General features: G+C 45.4%; 23 protein-coding genes. 15 read left to right on the top strand and 8 right to left on the bottom strand.

The window, feature by feature from the left end; all coding sequences use genetic code 11:
• Positions 1-168: 168 nt before the first annotated feature.
• Positions 169-1518: an ABC transporter substrate-binding protein gene (locus DFP80_RS08290; protein WP_113916328.1), complete on the bottom strand. Its 1350-nt coding sequence runs from the start codon at positions 1516-1518 to the stop codon at positions 169-171.
• 49 nt (positions 1519-1567) lie between these two features.
• The gene (locus tag DFP80_RS08285; RefSeq protein WP_113916327.1) at positions 1568-2578 is read right to left on the bottom strand and encodes a LacI family DNA-binding transcriptional regulator; all 1011 of its coding nucleotides are present in this window, start codon (positions 2576-2578) and stop codon (positions 1568-1570) included.
• A gap of 342 nt (positions 2579-2920) precedes the next feature.
• Here DFP80_RS08285 and DFP80_RS08280 point away from each other — a divergent pair, with 342 nt between their 5' ends.
• Complete coding sequence (locus DFP80_RS08280) at positions 2921-3853, top strand: GGDEF domain-containing protein (protein WP_113916326.1); 933 nt, start codon at positions 2921-2923, stop codon at positions 3851-3853.
• Positions 3854-3948: 95 nt separating this feature from the next.
• Here DFP80_RS08280 and DFP80_RS08275 read toward each other — a convergent pair whose 3' ends face one another.
• Entirely contained in the window at positions 3949-5247 is a 1299-nt protein-coding gene (locus tag DFP80_RS08275) for a methyl-accepting chemotaxis protein (RefSeq protein WP_113916325.1), read from the bottom strand.
• A 372-nt stretch (positions 5248-5619) separates the two neighbouring features.
• Between DFP80_RS08275 and DFP80_RS08265 the strand changes: the two genes are divergently transcribed.
• Positions 5620-6609, top strand: coding sequence for a type IV toxin-antitoxin system AbiEi family antitoxin (locus DFP80_RS08265; protein ID WP_206610584.1), 990 nt, complete (start codon positions 5620-5622; stop codon positions 6607-6609).
• 40 nt (positions 6610-6649) lie between these two features.
• Here the strand turns inward: DFP80_RS08265 and DFP80_RS08260 are convergent, their stop codons facing one another.
• The gene (locus DFP80_RS08260) at positions 6650-7006 is read right to left on the bottom strand and encodes a hypothetical protein (protein ID WP_113916324.1); all 357 of its coding nucleotides are present in this window, start codon (positions 7004-7006) and stop codon (positions 6650-6652) included.
• A gap of 368 nt (positions 7007-7374) precedes the next feature.
• On the opposite strand from DFP80_RS08260, the gene DFP80_RS08255 reads away from it, so the two are divergent.
• Both DFP80_RS08255 and DFP80_RS08250 read left to right on the top strand, forming a co-directional pair.
• Positions 7375-7677, top strand: coding sequence for a type II toxin-antitoxin system RelE/ParE family toxin (locus DFP80_RS08255; protein WP_113916323.1), 303 nt, complete (start codon positions 7375-7377; stop codon positions 7675-7677).
• A complete protein-coding gene (locus DFP80_RS08250; RefSeq protein ID WP_113916322.1) occupies positions 7674-7973 on the top strand; it encodes an addiction module antidote protein in 300 nt (99 codons plus the stop codon). The genes DFP80_RS08255 and DFP80_RS08250 overlap by 4 nt, the downstream gene beginning before the upstream one ends.
• 27 nt (positions 7974-8000) lie before the next feature.
• On the opposite strand, the gene DFP80_RS08245 is transcribed toward DFP80_RS08250, so the two are convergent.
• The gene (locus tag DFP80_RS08245; protein ID WP_113916321.1) at positions 8001-8591 is read right to left on the bottom strand and encodes a DNA-3-methyladenine glycosylase I; all 591 of its coding nucleotides are present in this window, start codon (positions 8589-8591) and stop codon (positions 8001-8003) included.
• A complete protein-coding gene (locus tag DFP80_RS08240; RefSeq protein ID WP_113916320.1) occupies positions 8578-9507 on the bottom strand; it encodes a LysR family transcriptional regulator in 930 nt (309 codons plus the stop codon). The genes DFP80_RS08245 and DFP80_RS08240 overlap by 14 nt, the downstream gene beginning before the upstream one ends.
• Positions 9508-9707: 200 nt before the next feature.
• Between DFP80_RS08240 and DFP80_RS08235 the strand changes: the two genes are divergently transcribed.
• From DFP80_RS08235 to DFP80_RS08215, 5 genes are all read left to right on the top strand, one after another.
• Positions 9708-10739, top strand: coding sequence for an amino acid ABC transporter substrate-binding protein (locus DFP80_RS08235; protein WP_113916319.1), 1032 nt, complete (start codon positions 9708-9710; stop codon positions 10737-10739).
• 105 nt (positions 10740-10844) lie between these two features.
• Positions 10845-12077, top strand: a complete 1233-nt coding sequence (locus DFP80_RS08230; RefSeq protein WP_113916318.1) for an amino acid ABC transporter permease — start codon at positions 10845-10847, stop codon at positions 12075-12077.
• Complete coding sequence (locus DFP80_RS08225) at positions 12078-13436, top strand: amino acid ABC transporter permease (RefSeq protein ID WP_113916317.1); 1359 nt, start codon at positions 12078-12080, stop codon at positions 13434-13436.
• On the top strand, positions 13436-14206 hold the full coding sequence (locus DFP80_RS08220) for an amino acid ABC transporter ATP-binding protein (protein WP_113916316.1): 771 nt from the start codon (positions 13436-13438) through the stop codon (positions 14204-14206). The genes DFP80_RS08225 and DFP80_RS08220 overlap by 1 nt, the downstream gene beginning before the upstream one ends.
• A gap of 50 nt (positions 14207-14256) precedes the next feature.
• Positions 14257-15567 carry an NAD(P)/FAD-dependent oxidoreductase gene (locus DFP80_RS08215; RefSeq protein ID WP_113916315.1) on the top strand — a complete coding sequence of 437 codons (1311 nt, stop codon included), beginning with the start codon at positions 14257-14259 and terminating at the stop codon, positions 15565-15567.
• A 96-nt stretch (positions 15568-15663) separates the two neighbouring features.
• Here the strand turns inward: DFP80_RS08215 and DFP80_RS08210 are convergent, their stop codons facing one another.
• Positions 15664-16302: a Vat family streptogramin A O-acetyltransferase gene (locus DFP80_RS08210; protein WP_113916314.1), complete on the bottom strand. Its 639-nt coding sequence runs from the start codon at positions 16300-16302 to the stop codon at positions 15664-15666.
• Between the two features lie 105 nt (positions 16303-16407).
• Here DFP80_RS08210 and DFP80_RS08205 point away from each other — a divergent pair, with 105 nt between their 5' ends.
• From DFP80_RS08205 to DFP80_RS08180, 6 genes are read left to right on the top strand one after another with little or no spacing between them, the layout of a single operon-like run.
• A complete protein-coding gene (locus DFP80_RS08205; RefSeq protein ID WP_113916313.1) occupies positions 16408-18108 on the top strand; it encodes a phosphotransferase in 1701 nt (566 codons plus the stop codon).
• Complete coding sequence (locus DFP80_RS08200; protein ID WP_113916312.1) at positions 18101-19057, top strand: GAK system ATP-grasp enzyme; 957 nt, start codon at positions 18101-18103, stop codon at positions 19055-19057. Before DFP80_RS08205 ends, DFP80_RS08200 begins: the two co-directional genes overlap by 8 nt.
• Positions 19054-20145 carry an HprK-related kinase B gene (locus DFP80_RS08195; protein WP_113916311.1) on the top strand — a complete coding sequence of 364 codons (1092 nt, stop codon included), beginning with the start codon at positions 19054-19056 and terminating at the stop codon, positions 20143-20145. The genes DFP80_RS08200 and DFP80_RS08195 overlap by 4 nt, the downstream gene beginning before the upstream one ends.
• Complete coding sequence (locus tag DFP80_RS08190) at positions 20142-20822, top strand: histidine phosphatase family protein (RefSeq protein ID WP_113916310.1); 681 nt, start codon at positions 20142-20144, stop codon at positions 20820-20822. Before DFP80_RS08195 ends, DFP80_RS08190 begins: the two co-directional genes overlap by 4 nt.
• A gap of 60 nt (positions 20823-20882) precedes the next feature.
• A complete protein-coding gene (locus DFP80_RS08185; protein ID WP_113916309.1) occupies positions 20883-22217 on the top strand; it encodes a metallophosphoesterase family protein in 1335 nt (444 codons plus the stop codon).
• Positions 22214-22483, top strand: a complete 270-nt coding sequence (locus tag DFP80_RS08180) for an amphi-Trp domain-containing protein (protein ID WP_113916308.1) — start codon at positions 22214-22216, stop codon at positions 22481-22483. The genes DFP80_RS08185 and DFP80_RS08180 overlap by 4 nt, the downstream gene beginning before the upstream one ends.
• An 88-nt stretch (positions 22484-22571) precedes the next feature.
• Here the strand turns inward: DFP80_RS08180 and DFP80_RS08175 are convergent, their stop codons facing one another.
• The gene (locus DFP80_RS08175) at positions 22572-23375 is read right to left on the bottom strand and encodes an inositol monophosphatase family protein (protein WP_113916307.1); all 804 of its coding nucleotides are present in this window, start codon (positions 23373-23375) and stop codon (positions 22572-22574) included.
• Positions 23376-23388: the final 13 nt, after the last annotated feature.

The raw sequence follows: 23388 nt of genomic DNA, 5'->3' as shown, positions 1-23388 counted from the left end.
TTGTTTTGGTGTTGTGAAACATCAAAGCGAATACAAGCCTCAAATAGTCTAAATGACTAAAAAAGGCTTGCTTTGAAAGATGGTATCTCCCCTTGAAGATAAGGGGAAGGAATAACAGCAGCCTGCTCCTCCCCCTGCTAAGGGGGAGGCTGGGAGGGGGTCTATTGTCTATTCACCCATGATGGTTTTCATTTCCGCTTCGGCGCTGTCTAATGCGGCTTGCGGATCTTGTCCTTCAATGGTCACGTCATAGATCATGCGTGGGATCACGGATTTCGCGAAGATGGCCCCAGAAGCCGGGAAGGTTTTGCCTTTGACGACGGAGAAAGAACGAATGTCATCAAACCCTGACACGATCTGCTTCATTTTGTCCGCGCCGTACAGGTTGAACACACCGTTTGGATCATCCAAGTAGGCTGGGTCTTCAGCAATGCCTTTCAACATCGGGTTCATGCCACCTGGTGCCATGTGTAGAAAGGTGATGTAACTGGCTGGGTCATACATAAACTCAATGAAGTCTTTGGTCGCCTTGGTGTCGGCCGCACTGTTGGTTTTCAGTGCGACTAGCCCAGATAGGGTGCCATAAGACGCGGCGCTTTTATGAGAAATAATGGGGGCAAAAGCGGTGTTTTTGACCAGTTCCGGGTCGAACGTGCCGCCACTGAGTTCCTTAAAGTTTTCGGAGGATAAAGAGCCTTTGGCGACTTCGGCGAGGGCCAAATCATCCATAATGTAGGTGGAATAGAAAAACATGCCCATTTTACCTTGTAGGTAATAATCACGGGCGCGCCAGTTTTGAGGTCCCGGAGGGTTGTACTGGGCAAGTTTCTTGTAATATTGAATGGTTTCTAAGGTCGCTGGGCTATTAAATACTAGGTTACCCTTGGCATCGAACTCGGCGGCGTCGTTAGACAGAGCTAATTGAGTGAAGACTTGTTCTGTGTAGCTGTCTTGTTTTGTGCCGACCAAAATACCATATTGATTGTTGGCTTTGTCGGTTAGGGCTTTCGCGGCGGTTTCGATGTTTTCCCAAGTATTAGGCGCGGCTAAACCTTTTTCATCAAACCAGTCTTTGCGATACCAAATGCCCTGAATCCAACCATGGTAAGGTAAACCGTAATATTGGCCTTCAGGGGACGTCAATGTGGTTAGAGCGCCTGTATGAAAGCGGCTCTTACCAATATCGCCCACGACCCCTTGGTGAGTTTGGGTATCGACAATGCCCTCTTCGCCTAGTGCCATGATGATTTCAGAGTTCACTTCGATTAATTGTGGTGTGGTGCCTGCGGCAACCGCCGCCGCCATTTGTGTGGCCATTTCGTTTTCGTCGACGCCCACCACTTTGACGGTCACGCCATCGTTTAAAGCTTCGAAGGTACTGGCAAGTAATTCAATGGTTTGCAGTCGATCTGACTGAGTTTGTGCGGTCCAGAATTCCACCGTAGCGGCGTTGGACAGTGGGCTCATTAGCAGGCCACTGAGCAGAACTGAATGGGCGGTCGTCAGCGATTTATTCATTGTCGTTTCCTCATGTTATTTTTATACGAGTTGTCCGAACATTTGTGGGTTAAAACCCTGTCTTCACCACTCCCGGTGCTAGCACGACCTGTAACTCTTTTACAGGGGTTCCCTTGATGCGCGACACCATCATCTCGGCAAGTTGCTCACCAATGTGTGCTGGTGGTGCTTGCTGAATGCTGGTGATCCCCATACTGGCGGTCAACTCATCGGCAGGGGTATCACAACCAATTACACTTACTGGCTCTTCTTTGTGGTTAAGCTGAGTATGGTGTAATCGCGTCACTGCTAATGCAGCGCTGCGGGCGCTGGTGCTGGTAAGGCAAATCAACGCGCTGATGTCTGGGTGCTGGAGAAGAAATTCGGCACAGGCGAGGTAACTTTCTTCCTCATCAAAACCGACTTCTAGATAATGTTCGGAGGCGATTGTTAGCCCATGATGTGCCGCCGCGTCTTGAATCCCACGGCGTCTTTCTTGGGCAAAAAAATAGCGCTCGCTGACCGATATCACGCCAATGCGGCGGTGACCTTGCTCGTAGAGGCGGGTGAGACTTAACTGGCCGACTTGGTAATTATCCAAATCCAACCAAGCAAACTGCGTCGCCCGTTCGGTACGTCCGTAACACACAAAAGGCACGTTAAGCTTGAGTAAACGATGGACTTTAGGGTCATTGACCCGAGTGCGAAGGAGTAAAAAACCGTCTTGATCGCCCGCTTTTACAAGGCGTTCAAACTCACTTAATTCCTGTTTGCCAGTATCGATCGCCACGACCTGCAGTAAATACCCTTCTGCTTGCAGAGCGTGTCGGGTTCCAGCAAGAACCTTCGAAAGAATGGTGTCGAGATATTGCATGTCTTGGTTCGGCACGATGGCCGTGATAACACGCTTCGATTGCACCCAATGGGCTGCATCAGCACCTTTTAGTTGGTAGCCTTGTCGTGTGGCCTCTTTTAGCACACGCTTTTTGGTTCTTGGGCTAATGTCGGGGTAATCGTTCAGTGCTCGTGACACTGTGGAAACCGACAAATCCAATTGGGTCGCTATCTCTTTGATCGACATAAAGTTGTTCACTGCACCATTCTTGTTTTTACACTGTCCATCATTTAGAGCCTTTTTTAAAGCTTTAATCGTGCATTTTGTGACCAGCAAGAACTGACGTTAAGACCGAAAATGTTTCGATGCAATAATTTATTTTTGCACTTTTTTTGGGCGTTTTACTGAGCGTTCTGTTGGGTAAAGCTGGGCCGCACCAAGATGGATTTTTCTTTTTAAAACAAGGATAAAAAATGTAACGTTTGTTTTCGTTGCGTTGAAAAGAAGGAAGGTTCAACTTATTATCGATTGGCTCTATTGAATCTTTTTTTCAGCGTCATGTGACGAACTCAATATAAGGTAGCCGCCATGGCGAGGAAGCAAAAAATACTTGATGTCTTGTTTAATGACCCGTCGATCTCGGCAGCTTTGGCAAGGGTGAATGTGTTTGCCATTAATCATTACTCAGGCGGACGAGATGTGATTTCCTCCCTCATACCAGAGGAAGATTTTGCGGCACAAACATCGTACGATCCATTAATGTGGTTGGAATACGTTCACCCTGACGATCGTGAACTTACTCGGCAAGCGTGGGATTCCATTGTGCAGGGGGAAAGCGATGTGTTTGATGGGGAATACCGCTTCTTAGTGGACGGTGAGTATCGGTGGATTGCCAATAAAGGGACAGTGGTCACTCGATCTGAAGATGGCCTGCCAGCACTTTACTTAGGTGCTGATCGAGATATTACCGAAGAGCGTCGATTGCGCGATTTGTTGGAAGAAGAAAAAGAACGTCTCGCGCAGCTGGTGATCAAAGATGACTTTTTGAATATCCCCAATCGACGCTATCTTGAAACCAAACAGCCCCAATTTTTTATCGCCGATGGTCGTACACCGATAGCGGTACTGGTGTTGGACATAGACAATTTCAAACAGTTAAACACAGATTTGACTCACCATGGCGGCGACGAAGTACTGCAGATATTTGTTCGTCATGTCTCAACTTGTCTCGCGTCTACGGATATTTTGGCCCGATATGGTGGCGATGAATTTGTCTTAATTTTGCCGAATGCCAGTCAAGAGTATGCTCAGGCAAAAGCCCAATGCATTCTTGATGCAGTGAGTCAGATTGATCTTTCCGCGATGAGGGATAACTTGTCTGTCTCTGTGAGTATTGGCCTTGTTCATGGTTTGCCAGCCGCGCCACAAGACTTTTGGAGTTACTTTGAAGCCGCCGATTCACAACTTTTGTTAGCGAAACAACTCGGTAAAGCACAGATGCAAAGTAAATTGCTGCCTTAGGAAAATAGGTCGAGAAAAGCAAAATCATGAAGATATGGTGTGGTGCACCTGTGTCTTATCTATGTTTATGCTTTCCTCGACTAGATCCAGCAGCCTTAATCTTTCATTTTGTCGACCATTTCGACGAATCTTGCTACGCCAGATGAAATTTCTGTTAAGCCTCGTGATACTTCATTGATACTTTCTTTGCCATGCAGTGCGGTGCCAGTAACAGAGCTTAGCATCTCATCCATTTCACTAATCAGGTTGTGGTTTTTCTCCACCACTTGTCCAATTTCAGCGGTCGCTGTTGCTGTGTTGCTAGCCAGCTTTCGAACTTCATCGGCGACTACGGAAAAGCCGCGCCCCGCATCACCAGCTCGTGCCGCTTCTATTGCGGCATTAAGAGCAAGTAAATTTGTTTGATCCGCAATAGAGCGAATGGTGATAACGATGTCGGAAATACTTTTAGACTGAGTTTTCAGCAAATCTCCTATATCCGCCGCGCTTTTTACTTTTTCAGCAATTTCATTGGAGGTTTGTATTGAGGCATTGAGAATATCTACGGCGTTCGATGAAACCTGGCTTGTTTGTTCCGATGTCGCAGCGGCAAGCTCAATAGCATTCATCGCATTATTGACTCGCTCAGAGATGTCAGAAGCGAATTTAATTACTTTGTAGACTCGGCCTTTTTCATCAAAAATTGGGTTGTATGTGGCTTCTAACCAAAGTGTTTTGCCTTCTCCATCAAAACGCTGAAAGCGCCCTGATGAGTGTTTGCCATGTGCTAAGTCGGACCAGAAATTAGGGTTTTCTCTGTAGAATTTATCGTCACAAAATATCTTGTGATGTTTACCTATAATGTCTTGCAAGTCATATTTCATTGCTCTTAAAAAATTGCTATTAGCATGAAGTATGTTGCCCTCAGGGTCGAACTCTATGACAGCCAGTGATCGATCTAAGGCTGTTAAAACTGCATTTTTGTTCGCCAAAGATTCTTGCATTTCTGTGATGTCATTGGCTATTTTGAGAATCTTTGTCACTTTGTCATTGTCATCTGATACTGGAAAGTAGCTGGCTTCTAAATAGATGGGTTGTTTGTCTTTTTTGAAGCGTAAGAAAGTGCCATTGAATGATTTCCCTGCTTTCAGGTCATCCCAAAACGCTTTATATTCTGCCGATTTGGCATATTCTGCATCACAAAAAATTCGGTGATGCTTGCCTATAATTTGCTCTAATGTATAGCCTACCGCGTCTAAAAAAATGGGATTGGCGTCCAATATCATGCCACTCATATCAAAGCTAATGCATGCCGTATTTTGTTTGATGGCGTTTAACTCTTTACCGCATTGTTTTAATTTTTGAACTTGTTGTGTCGAAACTGCTGGTTTAACTTCTTTTTTGCTGAAAATCATCTAGGCTATCCTTAAAATAAGAGCGTAAACCCGTCAATAAAAATGGTAATTTACGTTTTAATGATAATGAATGTGAACCTGCTTCCACATTGTTTACTTGATTGTAGTTGAGAAAATGAATGTTTTAGTATGAGACATTATTTTTTCAACATGTAAGGACTTACGGCCTCACAAACCCCTTTCTCGCCTTATTTATTTTTTTCCGCATAAAACAGTCTTCCGCATGGTCGTTGATGAGATCATTTATGGGACTATCGTGACATTTACTTGTTTGGAACTGAATAATAGGTATTTGTATTGGTGTATGTTCATGATTATAGTTTGTTCATGAATCATGAACGATTATAAAGTATGAATATCAATTGACATTGAATGGTATCAAGCATAACAAAACGATCTGCAATAGCGATAAACGCGTTGGCGTTATTGCCTGCTCACATTAAAGCTGACTTCATCCAAAATGAGGGAGAAGTTGGTGAGAGTTTTACCGATGGTGAATTGCATTTAACGGTGAGCGGTGATGAATATGACTTTTATGTTGCGGTGAAAACTATCCATCGCAAAGAAAGCTTAAGCTCATTATTTGCTGATGCTGCGCCTAATACGTTGCTGATTTGTAATCGCCTTACGCCTTATTTAGCCAATGTCTGTATGGAAAATGGAGTTAACTTCATTGATAACGCCGGTAATGTGGGAATTAACAACGGTACGTTACATATTTGGATCGACTCCAAAAAGCTTAACTCATCGCCGAACGGGTTAAATCTTACGAACAAAAGCTACAAACTGGGTGAAGGAGCAGCAAAGTTGCTGTTTGTTCTTTTATCTAATCCCGATGTGCTTAATTTGCCGTATCGAGAGATTGCTGAATACGCCAATATTTCATTGGGCATGGTGAGCAAAGGTTTGGGGATTCTTCAAGCTGAGTCGTTAATTAGCCTTGGTGAAACGAGGCGAATACTAGACGCGGAACGTATGTTAAGCCTTTGGGTCGAAGCTTATCGTTTATCGATTAGGACAAAACTAGGTGGCATTCGATTACAGTTAGAAGGCGAATGGCAAGATATTCCAATGGAAGAGAACGACTTTTGGGGCGGAGAAGCCGCAGCAGAACGGTTAACTCGTTACCTTCATTCTCAAGAATTACAACTGTTTACCCGACAACCGTTACAAAAGAAACTCGCCCAACTTAAGTGTCGTCCGAACCCAGAAGGGCGATTATGGTTAGTGCCAGCCTTTTGGGGCGCCAAATTAGCATGGTCAGAAACAAGCCAAGCCCTATTGGCCGTGGCCGAATTAGAAGCGAGCAAGGACAGCCGCAATATAGAAGTCGCAAGGATGATACATGAGCAGTATTTATGAACTAAAGTAAAGCTTATGAAGGCAAGTGGACTAATACATTTTAGCGCCCTCTGCTTCCGTTCTCTCTACAGTAGCCTCTCAGTGAAACCACGACAGATAGCACATATTGCCCTACCCAATCACTGAAAATGTTAAGTTCGCCAATTGTTCCACCAAAAATTTTAGAAACCAATCTTTCTCTGTCACTCGAGCTAATAGGTTGCTTCGTTTTATTATCTTTTACATGAGCGACATGCTTGTTTCTTAGGGCACAGATTTCTCTTGCCTTAATTTTTTTCCTTAATTCAATGCACTGTTTTCGAAGTGGCTCATGCAATTTATTTATGACTTCTTCATTATTCAAATCAAGAGCTTCATGAAGTTTAAAAAGATTAACGGCGAGAGAGCCACATATCATTCAGGTCACCCTTCTTCTTTTGTTGTTGGAACCTTCGAAATCATTCTTATCAAAATAATCATGAAACACTTCCACATTGGTCGATAAGTCGAGAATCAAATCGCTTAATACCCAATTTAGACTCCCTAAGTGCTCAGTCTTTGATAAATTTTTATTTGTTGAATTCAATGGTATTTCCTTGATAGAGAATTTTTATTTATCTTAGCATGGTCTGTTAAGTAACTTTCTCGCTCGATCAATTTCTTCTCTCATAAAGCACTCTTCTGTGTGGTCATTGACGTGCCTAGTTAACTGCATAAGAGTGAAAAAAGCATTGAGGTTAGGTTAAAAAACAACCATACTGTATTCAAATGGATACGGATTGTTTTATGTATGATATTAAACTCACGGATGAGTTCAACCTTTGGTTGCGTCGGCTAAAAGACCACTCGACTCGAATTCGTTTAGCCCGTCGCCTAGAAAAGGCGTCACGTGGATTATTTGGCGACGTTAAGCCTGTAGGCGATGGTTTGTATGAAATGAGAGAGTATTTTGGACCGGGTTGGAGAATGTATTACGTTCAACGCGGGACGACTTTGATCATAATGTTGGCTGGTGGCGATAAATCGACGCAAAGCAGAGACATAGAATTGGCTAAACAGCGAGCCATAAAACTGGATGAGACGACATGACTTCAATAAAAGAATTAACCAACTTTGATATGACTGAGCAGCTTCGTACCGACGAAGACATTGCCACGTACTTGTCTATGGTGCTTGAAGATGGTGATACCGACGAGCTTATTCATGCGCTTGGTCATATTGCCAAAGCGCGAGGTATGACGCAGATCGCCAAAGACAGTGGGCTTGGGCGTGAAAGCCTTTACAAAGCCCTTCGATCCGGTTCTCGTCCGCAATTCGATACGATAGTAAAAGTGCTTAAATCCCTTAATTTTGATTTGAAAGCCGTGATTCATTCGCAAAAATGAGCACATCGACTTCGATAGGATGTGCTTTCACGGCCTCACAAATTCCTTTCTCGCTTGAGCAATTTCCTCCCGCATAAAGCAGTTTTCCGCATGGTCATTAATCAGACCCATAGACTGCATGAAGGCATAGAGCGTTGTGGGTCCAACAAATTGCCAGCCGCGTTTTTTTAGCTCTTTGGAAAGGGCGATGGATTCAGTGCAGGTGGTTTGTGTTTCTGGCGGTGGCAATGTGGTTTCGTTGGGCTCGTAACGCCAGATAAAGGCTGCGAGGGAGCTTTCTTTTTCGATCATTTCAATAGCGCGTTGGGCGTTGTTAATCACCGCGAGGATTTTGCGTTTGTTACGTACTATGCCTTCGTTGTTGAGTAATTCTGCTATTTCTTTCTCGCCAAACTGCGCGACTTTATGAAAATCGAAGTTCTCGAAGGCGAGGCGAAAGTTTTCTCGCTTGGTCAGAATGGTTCGCCAGCTCAAACCAGACTGAAAGGTCTCTAAACAGAGTTTTTCAAATAAACGTTGGTCGTCATCAACCGGAAAGCCCCATTCTGTGTCGTGGTAATGGGGAAAGTCTGGCGCGGAACTGGCCCACGCGCAGCGCTTTTTGTCATCGGGAAGCATGCTTTGTGTCCGCTGGAAGTTGAGTTTGTATCTCTAATTTTCGTATCAATGCGTCGTAAAAATCTTTTGCGAGGCCTGATAATGGGCTCAAGTTGGAGGTCAGTACTTCGAGTGGTTCAACAATGTTGGGTTGGAAAGGTTTTAAGACGACATTGGGTAATTGAAAAACTTTATCAAAGTAGCGGAAGTTCAATATATCGACCAAGGTGGCACCCATACCTAGGTTTACAAAAGAGAGTCCGTGAATCGTGGTGTGGACTTCTAAAGTGCGATTAAAGGGTAAGCCACTTTCAGCATAAAGGCGTTTTAATGCTTTGGTGGTGGCATTTTCAGAATCGAGTGTGATCCAGCTCAGGTCCAATAAATCATTAGGGTGAATTACATCCAGTAGAGCTGCTGGATGATCTTTCGGTACTGCGCAATAACAAGGCAAGTCAAAGGCGACAGAGTCATGTTTTGATGAGCTTTGGGCTTTATCCACTAAGCCAATTTGATATTGCCCAGAGGCGATACCTTGGCGAATGGCAGAGCAACCTGAAAGATGCAGGCTCACGTAAACGCCCGGATTTGCCTTCATATAATCGGCAATGAGCTCGGGTAAAAACTGGTAAGACGGACCAAAAATAGTGGCGATTCGCAAACGACCAGTCTTGCTATTTTTAGCGCTTTTTATACTGTCTTCTAGGTGATTGACGCCCTGTAATAAACCATATACTTCTTCGTGCAAATAGAGCGCTTCATCGGTTGGAATCAGCTTCCCGTTGTTGCGAACAAACAATTTGTAGCCAATTTCATTTTCGAAATTTGTGAGCATTTTACTGGCGGCAGGTTGGCTAACATAGCTACGTTCGGCCGCTCGGGTAATACTGCCGGTCACAAAGACTTCGTGAAATATACGCAATTTATTGATATTCATTGGCATAACCTAAAGTTATTAGACTATTTAAAATATTCAGTGTGATTATAGAAAATCTTCACATAAGATCCTAACTGTTAGTTGTTTGATCTGCATCAAAAGATTTAATAAAACGATGGGATCGCGGACTCGATTCATAATAAAAATGAGTTCGAATAAGAAGAAATTACAAAATCAACAGCATATAAAAGGAACGAACAATGAAGAAATTTTCTATGGCGTTAGCAGCAACCACTACGCTTCTAGCGGCAAACAGTTACGCAGCGGACACCACGTCTACCCTTGATGCAGTCAAAGAGCGTGGCTATGTAAATTGTGTAATTGGTAACTCTTTTCCCGGTTTTTACAGCTTAAACAAGGCTGGCGAATGGCAAGGCATGGACATTGATATGTGCCGTAGTGTTGCTTCTGCAGTGTTTGGCGACGCCTCTAAAGTGAAGTTTTTACCGGTTCAATGGGCGCAAAGTTTTACGTCTATAAAAAGTGGTAAAGGTGACATTTTATCAAAAGGCATGACGTGGACACTTTCCCGTGATGCGGCGCAAGGTCTGGACTTTCTCGATACCTATTTTTATGACGGCCAAGGTTTCATGGTACGTAAAGATTTGGGTGTGAAATCGGTAAAAGAACTAAATGGTGCAACGGTTTGTGTATTGACCGGAACGTCGAGCGAATTGAACATCGCGGATTACAGCCGGGCGAATAATTTGGACATCAAAACCGTCGTATTTGACGACTCTTCCGTCCGTAATACTGCTTTTTTCAATAATAACTGCGATGCATTAACCAATGATAAATCTGGTTTAGCGGCTCAGCGTTCTGCTGCGCCAAACCCAGATGACTACATGATTCTTCCAGAAACGATTTCCAAAGAAGCCTTATCGTTCGCGGTTAAACAAAACGATAGCGAATGGGCGAACGTGGTGAAATGGACCTTTGCCGCCATGGTGGCAGCGGAAGAGTTTGGTGTGAACTCACAAAACGTCGAGAAAATGCGTGACGAAAGCCAAAGCCCTGTGGTTCGACGCTTACTTGGTGTGGAAGGCGATTTGAACGCTGGTTTAGGTTTACCGAAGGATTGGGCGTATCAAGTGATTAAAAACGTCGGTAACTATGGCGAAGTGTATGAACGTAATGTAGGTACAGACAGTGTGTTGGGTCTAGACCGGAAAGGCACCTTGAACGAGTTGTGGACGAATGGCGGTTTGATGTACGCGAAGTCTTTCCGTTAACTCACGGTTACTGCACTCGCAACTCAGTGCTGTCTATGCGAATAGATAGGTCGCTTGGCCTATCTATTGCAACTTTGGTCTTCCTCCTTCGTTCGGTATATAGATATGATTCAGTCCTCTACGAGTAAGCCATATAAAAACCCAAGCAAGGGAGCTGGTTTACCTTCGTCTACGACACAAAAATGGACGTCTCTGCTTAATAATGATTCAAGCAGAGCGGTGATCCTGCAAGCGATTGTTTTGGCTTTGGTTTTGTTTGGTTTGTGGTTTTTATTCGCCAATGCCAATGAAAATTTAAACCGTTTAGGCATGACATTCGGTTTTGATTTTCTGCAAGTAACGGCCGGTTTTAATATTAGCTGGAGTTTGATTCCTTACGATCCTGGGATGAGTTACTGGCGTGTATTTTTAGTCGGTATTGTCAACACGCTTATCTTGTCTTTTTGTGTAATTGTGGTCGGAACCATCATTGGTACCGTCGTCGGAATCTTAAGATTATCCGACAATCCTCTGGTGTCTCAATTGGCTCGTTGGTATGTCGAAATTGTGCGTAATGTGCCCTTGCTAATCCAAATTATTTTTTGGTTTACCGTGGTGTTTTCTACCTTGCCTGCGCCGCGCCAGAGCTATCACCTTGGCGAGTGGCTTTTTCTGAATAATCGCGGTCTTTATGTGATGACAATGGAAAGCGCCTTGTCATGGGGATGGATTGTTGCCCTTGGGATTGCCTTGGTCGCTTCGCTTTACGCTTTATTCCGTTGGTCTAAACCTTATTACACCTTATCTGGCTCTCGCTCCTCAGGGTTTTATATTGGTTTGGCTGTTTGGGCGTTAGCTGCTGGTTGGGCGGTTTGGAGTTTTTCTACTTCGACGAGCTTATCTGTTCCAACGCTAAAAGGCTTCAATTACAGTGGTGGCGCCTTTCTTCCTGCGTCGTTTGGTGCAGCGTTTGTTGCTATGACTGTGTATCGATCTGCAGCGATTGCTGAAACGGTTCGTGCTGGCATGCAGTCTATCGACCGAGGGCAACATGAAGCCGCGTTCACGATTGGCTTTTCGCGAGTTCAGTCGCTGCGCTTGATCCTAATTCCTCAGGCGATTCGCTCCATTATTCCGCCAATGACCAACTCTTGGTTGGCAGCGACAAAAGACTCGTCACTTGCGGTGGCAATTGGTTTCCCTGAATTAGTTTCTGTCTTCATGCAAACTTCCATGAACCAAACTGGACGCGCCATCGAAATCATCTTTATGGTTATGGGGTTTTATATCTTCATCAGTTTGCTGATCTCTTACTTGCTCAACAAGTACAACGACAGCGTGCAGTATAAGGTGCGATAAATGGACGATTTGAATGTGAAAAACCAACCTGCGTTAAAGCAATTTGTTCCGACGCCACCTCGTCCGCCACATAAAAGCGAAAGAGGTGTGTTTGGCACCATTCGCCATCGTTGCTTTAACAGCATTGGCAATAGCTTGCTGACCTTGTGTGTGGCGACTGTGCTGTTTTATTTAGTAAAACATGTGTTGGATTGGGCGGTATTTAACGCGGTGTTTATTGCTGACAATCGTCGTCAATGCATGGATATCAGCCCAGACGGTGCCTGTTGGGCCGGCGTTATTAGTTGGTTCAATGGCTTAATTTATGGTCGTTTTCCAATAGACGAACAATGGCGCGTCAATATCGGCGTATTGCTCGGATTGGTTTGGTTATTACCGCTGATGTCGAAGCGAATTCCATTACGTAATTTTGTCTTGCTGTCTTGGATTGGCTTGTACCCTTTTGTGGGCGGTTATCTGTTCTTAGGCGGTCGCTTTGGCGCGGAATTGGGGTTGGTGCATGGCGCGATGACGTGTTTGGCCTTGGCGTTTTTGGTCATCCTTTACGCGAACTGGATTTTGTCGGCGCTGGGTAAAAAAGGCTTAAACGAACTCTTTGTGCCGCTGGTATCGCGCTTCGTTGAGCGTCGTATTCATCTGTTGAGCTTTGTTGCCGTGTGGTTGCTGGTTGGCTTGGTGATTGCTTTTGGCTTGAGCCAAATAGCGCTGGAGCCTGTGCCTATCGATCGTTGGGGCGGTTTGTTCTTAACCTTCATCATTGCTGGCTTTGCCATCACCATGGCGATTCCTGTGGGTGTGATTTTAGCGTTGGGTCGACGCTCTAAGTTGCCAGTGATTCATTGGTTGTCGATGACAGTAATCGAGCTGGTTCGTTCAGTGCCTTTGATTACCGTGTTGTTTATGGCGGTGACCTTGCTGCCGATTTTTTTGCCGGCGGATATGGAGTTTAACAAGCTCACGCAAGTACTGGTTGCTGTGTGTTTGTTTGCTGGTGCTTACATGGCAGAAAACATTCGAGGTGGCTTGCAAGCTATTCCAAAAGGCCAGTACGAAGCGGCTGCCACGCTTGGCTTAGGTTATCTACACACCATGGTACTGATCATTTTGCCGCAGGCGTTAAGAATGATGATTCCAAACATCATGACGTCGTTTATCAGTTTGCTGAAAGACACCACCTTGGTTTCCATCATTGGCTTGTTCGACATCATGTTGATGGCGCGCAACATTGCCAATGATAAAGACTGGGTGGGAATGCACACCGAGCCTTTGGTGATGATTTCCGTGCTGTTTTTTATCTTGTGCTACAGCATGTCTCAATACAGTTTGAATCTTGAAAAACGTTTAAAGGTGGATCGCTAATGACGACGTCATGCGGAAATTTAGCTCAAAAAGCCGTGACTGAAACGGCGATTAAAATCGACAACCTGAACAAATGGTACGGAGATCACCACGTTCTGAAAGACGTTTCTCTAGACATTAGCGAAGGTGAAATTATGGTGGTTTGTGGGCCGTCTGGTTCGGGTAAATCTACCTTGATTCGTTCTTTGAACCATTTGGAAGAATACCAAGAAGGCGTGGTTTCCGTGTTTGGTCAGCCGCTTTCTCGGGATCGTCAGAGCCATAAAATCATTCACCAAACCATGGGCATGGTGTTCCAGAATTTTAACTTATTTCCACATCTTACCGTCTTGCAGAACTGCACTTTGGGCTTAACTTGGCTGCGTAAAATGTCAGAACGCGAGGCCGACAAAATGGCCATGCGTTTGTTGGATCGTGTGGGCATTGCTCATCTCGCAACACGTTATCCAGGGCAATTATCAGGCGGTCAGCAGCAGCGCGTAGCGATTTCTCGATCCCTCGCCATGGAACCCAAAATCATGCTGTTCGATGAGCCGACGTCCGCACTTGATCCCGAAATGGTGAAGGAAGTCTTGGACGTGATGATCGACCTAGCCAAAACCGGCATGACCATGGTTTGCGTCACCCATGAGATGCAGTTTGCCCGACAAGTGGCAGACCGCGTGGTGTTCATGGCCGATGGTGAAATCATCGAAGTTGGGCCGCCAGAGCAGGTGCTGGTGAATCCCCAATGGGATAGGACGAAAGAGTTTTTACAACACGTTCTTTAAGGCTTTATTAGCAGTACGAACTTACCCTTATTTTATGGAATGAAATCGATATGTTGGCAAAAAACAAATCGACGTATACCAACATGCCTTTTTGGCTGGCCGATACGTCTTTAGCGAGCAAAATACACGCAAACGCACGCTTTGAAATCCCACAAAAAGCCGACGCTGTGATTGTTGGTGGTGGCTTTACGGGTCTTTCTGCAGCCATCACCTTGGCGCGAGCGGGACTAAAAGTGGTTCTGCTGGAAGCGGGACATTTAGGCGAAGGGGCGAGCTGCCGAAATGGCGGCTTGCTCGGACCAAGTTTTAGCCAATTGGGTGTAGATGGACTTGAGCGACAATATGGCCGTGAAAGCGTGCATTCGACCATTCGAGAGAGTTTGGTGGCCTTCAATTGGCTGGTGGATTTTATCAAGGAAGAGCAAATCGATTGTGACCTGTCCTTGTGTGGCCGCTTCCGTGGTGCCAGTCATCCGAGCCATTACGCGGGCTTGATTGAGCAAGCGGAAGAGCTTGCGAAGGTCGTCGACTTCCCCGCGATTGCAGTAAGTCGTCAGGATCAATTCGAAGAAGTAGGTTCTAACGCTTACCATGGCGGCGTGGTTTACCCGACCGATGGCACCTTACAGCCAGCCAAGTTACATCGTGGACTGTGCCAAATTGCTCAGCAAGCGGGTGTGTTAATGCTAGAACACACCAAGGTGCGTGATGTTAGTAAACAGGGCGCGAGCTACAAGGTTCAGTACGATGGTGGTGTTATCGATGCCGATCAAGTGATTATCGCTACAAATGGCTACACAGGCGGCGAATTTGATAAATTTAAACGTCGCATCATTCCTATTCGTTCTGCGATGATTGCCACCGAAGAATTACCTGAATCCGTGATTCGTTCCGTGAGCCCGAAATTACGCGCCCACGGCGGCACCGAACGTTTGGTTGCTTATTATCGACCGTCGCCAGATGGCAAACGCATCTTGTTTGGTGGTCGCGCCTTTGGCCGTGGTGATCAGCCACAGCTGTATTCGAAATACCTACAAGACTTCATGATTCGTACTTTTCCGCAATTGGAAGAAGCAAAAATTGATTATGCTTGGTCAGGTTATGTTGCCTACACTTTCGACCATGTGCCACACATCGGCAAGATGGATGACATGCACTACGCCATGGGCTACTGTGGTTCTGGTGTTGGTCGTGCCAATTACTTTGGTCGTAAAATTGCCCAGCAGGTATTAAACCAAGTAGAAGGGAAAACGTCTTTTGACCAGTTTCCGTTCAACACGCGTCCGCTTTACACGGGCAAGCCTTGGTTCTTACCGATGATCATGAAATGGCATGACTTTGCGGATCGTCGCGGCTGGTAACCGCTCTGTTAGAAACGCCTGAATCCAATCTTCTAAAACCTCAGCTAACCACTGGGGTTTTGTTTTTTTTCTAGATACTTCTTTTTAATACAATATTCAGCCGATCTTTACTAATTGTAATCGGCTCAAATCAGCACCAACTATGGCGTCTAAATGTTGAGTGATTTCTTCGGCACTCCAGTTCCACCATGCAATGTCTTGTAATGCTTGAATGGTTTGCTCGTCAAATCGGTATTTGATGATCTTGGCAGGATTGCCACCGACCACGCTGTAAGCTGGCACGTCGGATGTCACCACGGATTTGCTGGCGATAATGGCGCCGTTACCGATTTGCACACCGGGCATGATGGTGGCGTCGTAGCCAATCCACACATCGTTGCCTATATTTGTATCGCCTTTGTAGGGTAAGTCGCCAGCTTCGGGTGCCGCTTTTTCCCAACCATTGCCGAAGATGTAAAACGGATACGTTGAGAAACCAGCGTTGGCGTGGTTCGCGCCATTCATGATGAATGTAACGTCTTTTGCAATGGCGCAAAATTTGCCAATAATTAGCTTATCACCAATAAAATCAAAGTGGTAAAGCACGTTGCTTTCAAAGTGTTCTGGCCCATTTGGATCATCGTAATAGGTGTAATCGCCAACGATTATATTGTCTCGGGTAATGAAATTCTTGAGATAACCCACTTGTGGGAAGCCTTTCATCGGTTCTTTGTTATCTGGATTGGGCCCTTTCATTTTGCCTCCTTGTGAAGCGTTTGATGTGTAATTGTCATATTACTGTCATCTAGATGCTTTCTACTGTCTGTATAGTCAAAGGGAAAGTAATAAGGGAAAAACGTTATGCCTTCAACCCCAGTTGTGGCGACCCTGCAAGAGCATGTGTCTTTTCTCTTGCATGAGGTCGAAACACACTGCCATATAGTGGAGCTTTTTTTTACCTCCAGTTCAACGGCGCTACTGTCAAGTATTCGCGGGCGTCGAGGCTATGTGCAAGCGCTACGCGAAAAAGCTGACATTGAGACCGCTCGGTTGTTAGAACGTCGTAAAGCCAATACCACCTTCCACGCTCAAGTCAGTGGCATGCATACCTTGGTGATCGCCCTTGAGATGCTGACCAAGCATTGCTTCGATTGCGTTCGGGAAGGGACGTTAGAGGAAGCTTATGAGCATCCAGCAGGGCAAGAGTGCCGCAAGTTGGTGAAACGTATCAGACGTGCTTTGCGCTTAGTGAAAGTCGGTGTGAGCGACAATCGTCGTCGAACGGGCATCAAGCTAGGCCGACGCACACATAAGTTGCTGGCCAGTTATAACGAGCTGCAAGCGTTAACCTTGCAAGCGAAGTTTGATTTGAGCGATGACCAGCTGCGCGCGGCGATTCTAAGTAATGTCAGCGTAAAGCGTTTGATCGAGCAATTAGGCGTGGTGGCAGAAGCTTTGATTAAAGCAGATCTTGGTCAAGTGGCGACGTTGCAAAATTACCCTCATTTGCTGGACAGCGCGACCAACCTAAATTACGACCTGCGTGATTTAAAGGTACGACGTTTGGCGTTAACCCGCTCTGGCAGTGCCATTGCGGCGATCACGCACAAAGATGAATCTGGTAATGATGTACTGGCGGTGTACAAAGAAGGTGATCGTTCAAAAATTGAAGAAGAAGTCGCAGGCGTGAATCAATGGCGCGATATTGATCCTAGATTGGCCCCCAGCGTTCTTTGTCAAACTGGCAGGTCTCAAATCAATGGGAAAAGCGATGGCAGCAATGAGCAATCGTCTTTATTGATTGAGCATATACCGGGGCAAACCTTGGAAGCCTTGTTGCTTGCTGGAGATAAAGGCGGCACCAAAGCGGCGCTAAAAGTACTATTTAAAACGTTAAACCAAACGTGGAAAGCCAGTCTAACGCCTGAGTCTTGCTCTGCGAAGTTTATGCAGCAATTGCAAAAGCGCATTGGTGACAGTCGCAAGGTTCATCCTGAATTTTTTAAAGACGAAGAGCGCATTTGTGGTTATACCAGTCTAAGCTTTGATGAGTTAGTACGTCGTGTGGCAATACAAGAAGCCCAATGGCGAGCACCTTTTTCGGTACTGACTCACGGGGATTTTAATGTCGACAATCTGATTTACGATGACGCAGAAAAACGCGTGTATTTTATCGATCTACATCGTGCGTCTTACTTTGATTATGTACAGGATTTATCGGTATTAATGGTCTCGATTTATCGCTTACAGGTATTAAGTGGTGAGACTCGAACTCAGATGATGGAAAGCGCCAAAGAAGTGTATCGCTTTGGTCGACGCTTTGCTGCTCGTCAACAAGATGTGACTTTTGAAGTGCGTTTAGCCGCTGGGTTAGCGCGCTCTTTTGCTACGTCCACCCGTTTTATTTTTGACAAAAAATTGGCTTCTCGAATGCATTTACGCGCCCGATATTTGTTGGAGCGTTTAGCAAAATTGTCACCTGAGCAGGGCTCGCCAGAAGAAAACACGTCAGAACAAGTCCAAACATTTACCTTACCGCTTAAGGAGCTTTACGTTGAATAAGCCGAGAATCGGGGTCATTGGCATCCCGGGAAAATGGTCTACAGAAGTATTGGCGGATCGCCTCGAAGAGCGCACCGGCTACCGCGCTGTGATCGATATGAGTCAAGTTGAATTGCGCTTAGATACTAATCAATTGATGTATCAAGACTTGGATTTGATGACGCTGGACGGTCTGATCATCAAGAAGATCAGTGAAGTCTATGCGCCTGCCACAGAAGACCGTATTCATCTGTTGTCTTATGCAGAGCGTGCTGGCGTTAAATTGTTTAGTCCAACGGCAAGTGTCGGTAACTTGGTGAACCGTTTGAGCGGTACTCTGGCGTTGCAGCAAGGCAATATTCCCATGCCCAAAACGCGCATCACAGAGAACCCAGAACAAGCCTTTGCTACGGTGCGAGAATTTGGCTCTGCGATTTTAAAGCCGCTGTACTCCACCAAAGCCCGCGGCATGATCATGTTAACCAAAGACGACAGCGACGAATTTGTTCGTAACGCGCTGGAAGAATATCGTCAAAATCAGTCGATTTATTATATCCAGCAGACGGTGAAACTGGATGGCCGTGATTTGGGCATGGTGTTTGTCGGTGGCGAATACCTTTGTACTTACGCGCGCGTTGGCAATAAAGACTCTTGGAACACTACGATTAATAGTGGTGGCAAGTATGAAATGTTTGAGCCCGATGCTGAGCTAATTGAATTGGGTCGTCGTGCGCAATCTTGTTATGACTTGAGCTTTACTACGGTAGATATTGCTCTGACCGACCAAGGTCCGGTTGTGTTTGAAGTATCGGCATTTGGTGGCTTTAAAGGCGCTTTAGAAGGTTGCGATATCGACGCTGCCAGTGTGTACGCGGACTATATTTTACAAGAGTGCACTTCACAAGAATCTATCTTACAAAAAGGTGCTTTGGCGAAAGACGCATTGCAGAAGAAGGAGATCGCACCATGATTAAAACTCTATTGAACTTGCCTCATGTAAACGAAGCATTAAGTCATTGTGATGAAACGATTCGACTTCATTTTGCCGATTTGTCGGTTATTGTGCATTCCAATGAAGCCATGTTACTGGCAGGTATTGCCGATTATTATCGCAGTTACTTGAAGGCCGAGGCTCACACGACAACGTCTTTGAACTTGTATGTGATGGAGCAAAACATCGTTGGCGATGAACTAGATTGGTTAAATGTGCCACGTGAAGAAGGCAAACAAGGCCGTAAAGAAGGCTATCTTGATGTAGCTGGTGGACGTTGGATTAAGAAATTCAAAACCGGCATGGCGTTTTTACAGCGCCCAGATCATGCGGTTGCAGTAGGTCCTTGTGCGTCTAACTTGGCACAAATTATCAACTTTATTAACAATCAGTTTTTGAATCATTATTTACGTGAAGGCTTTACTTTGGGCCACGCGTCGGCGTTTTGTGTAAATGGCCAAGCCACGGCCATTGCTGCTGGGTCGGGCGGTGGCAAGTCTACCTTGATGCTGCGTTGTCTGGAAAATCCGCAAAGAGATTTTCTCACCAATGACCGCATTCTGCTTAAGAAAACCGACCAAGGTACGCAAACCATTGGCTTGGCAAAACTGCCACGAGTAAACCCAGGGACCTTGCTGCATGCCGAGCGTTTACGTCACATCTTGCCTGAAGCGCGTCAGCAAGCCTTGCGCCAAATGCCGCAAAGTGAGCTGTGGTCTTTAGAAGAAAAATACGATGTACAAATTGAAGATGAATACGGCCCAAATCGTGTTCGTTTAGCTGGCAATTTATCTCGTCTTATTATGTTGGATTGGTCATTGGATAGCACGGAGACAACGCAACTTGAGTTGGTTGATCTATCTGTCGAAACGGATGTGATCGAAGGTCTGCGCAAACGTCCGGGGCCTTTTTATCAAGACAAGTTTGGCGCCTTTGCTGATCTCAACGCCATTGATTCTGTGGCGCATTATTGTCGTGAGTTGGCGAATGTTGATGTTTATCGTCTCACCGGCAAGATCGACTTTGATCGCGCTTACGATTTGATTGCAAGTTTGGATAAACAATGAGCGCTCGTATCGCATTGATTCGTCACGGAGCTTATGAGCAATTGAAAAATGTGCCGAGCGCTTTGCAGCCTTTTCCTTTGACGGAAACAGGCGAACAAGAAGTACGACAACAGGCACGTATATTTGGTGAGTGGTTGGCTTGTCATGGTTTGCGTCTGGCTCCTCAAATTGATTCGTCGACACTATTGCGAGCGTGGCAAACCGCAATGATTTATGCGGAAGAGCTGCGTGAATATTTTGATACTGAGCCACACGTGGTGTCTTTTTCGGCTTTGTGTGAGCGTAGTGTTGGCGCGGTTGCTAACTTGCCTGTTGATGAAATCGAACGCATTTTGGCTCTAGATCCACGTTTTGAAATACCACCAGAAAATTGGAAATCGGACAGTCATTATTGTTTGCCATTCGATGGCGCTGAGTCCTTGCTCGCAGCGGGACAACGGGTCGCAGATCATATTCAATCCCAGCCTAAAAATAATGGCCTTATTAAGTTGTTTGTTGGTCATGGCGCATCGATACGCCATGGTGCGTTTCATTTAACTGCCATAAAGTTCGACGATATTAAACGGCTAAGCATGTTTTATGGCCACCCTGTGGTGTTTGAGTTTGCTGAGGACCAGCAAATAACAAGACTTTTCGGAGAATGGAAACAACGTCAAATTCATGATGTACCGGATTGATTTTGCGCTCACTGAAAAGCAATTTGTCATTTAATTTAAAAACAGAAAGGTAAGCGAAGCATGCAGAGCCCTATTCCCGTTATTACAGAACGCCCTCATCATACTGACATTATTGCTCGTTTGCCGAGAGAATGGACGGCTTGGCCTCGGGATGCAAGCTCAGTAAACAGTCATGTCTTGGAGCCCAATAAAACGCCTTCTTTGTTCAAAAAGAATAAGTTGCGCTGGCCAAAACGTTCGGTGGTGTTTATTTCTGATCCTCATGCGGACGCGGTGGCTTTTGAGGATTCCTTGATCGCAGCAGGTGTGGCGGAACGCAAGAAAAAAGCAGACTTGGGACACCTTTCCCTGACGAAAAAAGGCAAACAGTCGGAAATCATCGTAGGCGGAGATTGTTTGGATAAAGGGCCGAGTAATCTCGAATTACTGCGCAGTGTCAAACAGCTTTATAAGCTGAAAGCGCGCGTTACCTTGTTGGCCGGAAATCATGATTTGCGCTTGTTAATGGGCTTGTTGGCATTGGCTCGTAAGAAGGACGTGGGCAACCAACACTTTTTTGTGCGCATGGGTAAAAAAGTCGTGCCCTTATTTCGTGAAGTTTTTGACGAATATTTGGCTGATACGAAATGGGACAAAAAAATTCCCGATGAAGACACTTGTCGAGCGTTACTTTTCCCTGGCGATGATTGGTTTAAAGAATTTCCATTTCATGCGGCGGGTTTTTTGACCGCGGAAGGCATCGATCGTGAAGTGCGTAAAATGGAATCTAAGAACCACAGTTTCGAGAAGCATTGTCTGTCGGCGGGGTTGAGCTTGCGACAAGTCTACGCGACCTCGTTGAAATGTCAGCAGTTGTTTCTCCATAAGAAAGGCGAGTTCAATTGGTTCTTTCGCAAGATGGAATTGGTCGCCAAGCGCGGTTCGTTTTTGTTTTTGCATGCCGGTTTGGATGACAGTATGGGGCAAATGTTGCTGAAAAGTGGCACAAAGTACGCGAATAAAGCCTTTCACCGTAATTTAAAACGTCGTGATTTATTCAGCTTTTATTACAGTTCAATTGCCAATACTTTTCGCACCAAATATCGTGATGCCGATCTACCTTTGACGCACCGTGGCGTACATGCCATTCACAAAGCTGGTATTCATGTTGTGGTTCAAGGTCATATCAATCGTCAGCAAGGCCAGCGTATCGCAATTAAAAAAGGCTTGGTGCATGTGGAGGCGGATATCACTTTGGACTGTCATTCGCGTACCGCGGAAGGTTTAAAAGGTCACGGTATTGGCGCGACCTTGATTGGTAAAGACACAGGTATTGTTGGTCTGAGTTGCGATTATCCCACGGCGAAAGTCATTACGGCAGAAGAGTTACAAGGAATCTACGGGCACGTATTATGAAATCGAAAACAGAGTTTAAGTATGAAGCCTTACTGGATGTCGACGATATTCAAGATGTTCTAAAAGCGCTTTCGAAAGGCTTATCGAAAGGCAAGCTGGAATTTAGTGAAGAAAAAGAAGGCGTGCTAACCCTAGACCCCAAAGGGCTTATGCGCTTAAAGGTGACCGCTTCGGACGATGAAGACAGCCAGCAATTTGAGGTCAAAGTACGTTGGGAAAAGCGTCCGAAGCGCCTTAATAAAACAGCGCCTAATATTGTGTCTTGAGGCTTTTTAGTGGATAAAAAAAACCGCCTATTTGCTCAAGCAGTAAGGCGGTAAAGTTCGACGAAATGCATTTTTAGATGGATACTTTTTAGTTAATCATCTGGCTTAGTGAGTTTTTGATTCCGCTAGCGGACACGATTATGGGGTTGCCCTTTAGTAATCCGTCATTTGACAAAAAGTCATTGGTTGAGCCGCCGGCTTCATCTACCATAATGAGGCCAGCTAAACAGTCCCATGAGTTGATATGAGGTTCGTAGTAGCCAATTAAGCGACCTGCCGCCACATAGGCAAGCATCAGAGCACCAGAGCCATTACGGATGAACATTCCGCCTTGGTTCAACAACTTATCAACGAAGTGAACGCACAGTTCTGCTGGTACACGGTGTGACGTTCCCAATCCCATCACGCCGTCTTGCAGTGAATTGACATTCAATGTTTCGACTTTTTTGTCGTTCACAAAACAACCTTTTCCTGCCACTGCGCTGAATAGCTCGTTACTGTTTGGATCAAAGATCAAGCCACAAGCAATTTTGTCGTTTACCATGAGCGCAACCGAAATACACCAAGAATGCATACCATTGAGGAAGCAGGCAGTGCCATCAATCGGGTCAATAACCCACAAATATTGGTTGTCTCCTTGGGTGATGCCTTGTTCTTCGCCAAGAAAGCTGTCGTGCGGGAAAGCGGTTTGTAAACCTTCTATGATGGTGATTTCGACGTTTCGATCGGCAATGCTGACCACATCTTGCGGTTCCATTTTTGTTTCGACGACCAGCTTTTCTCGATTGCGGAAATACTCTAAGGCTTGGCTGCCGGCCACCTTGATGACTTTTTCAGCCTGTTCGAATCGTTGAACGATCGCTTGATCTATTAAGTTATGAGCTAAAAACATGAGTTGTACTCCA

It is taken from the genome of Marinomonas rhizomae (genome assembly GCF_003315485.1).
In the GTDB taxonomy this organism is placed as follows: Bacteria; Pseudomonadota; Gammaproteobacteria; order Pseudomonadales; family Marinomonadaceae; genus Marinomonas; species Marinomonas rhizomae.
This window is presented reverse-complemented; position numbering and strand designations above follow the sequence as displayed.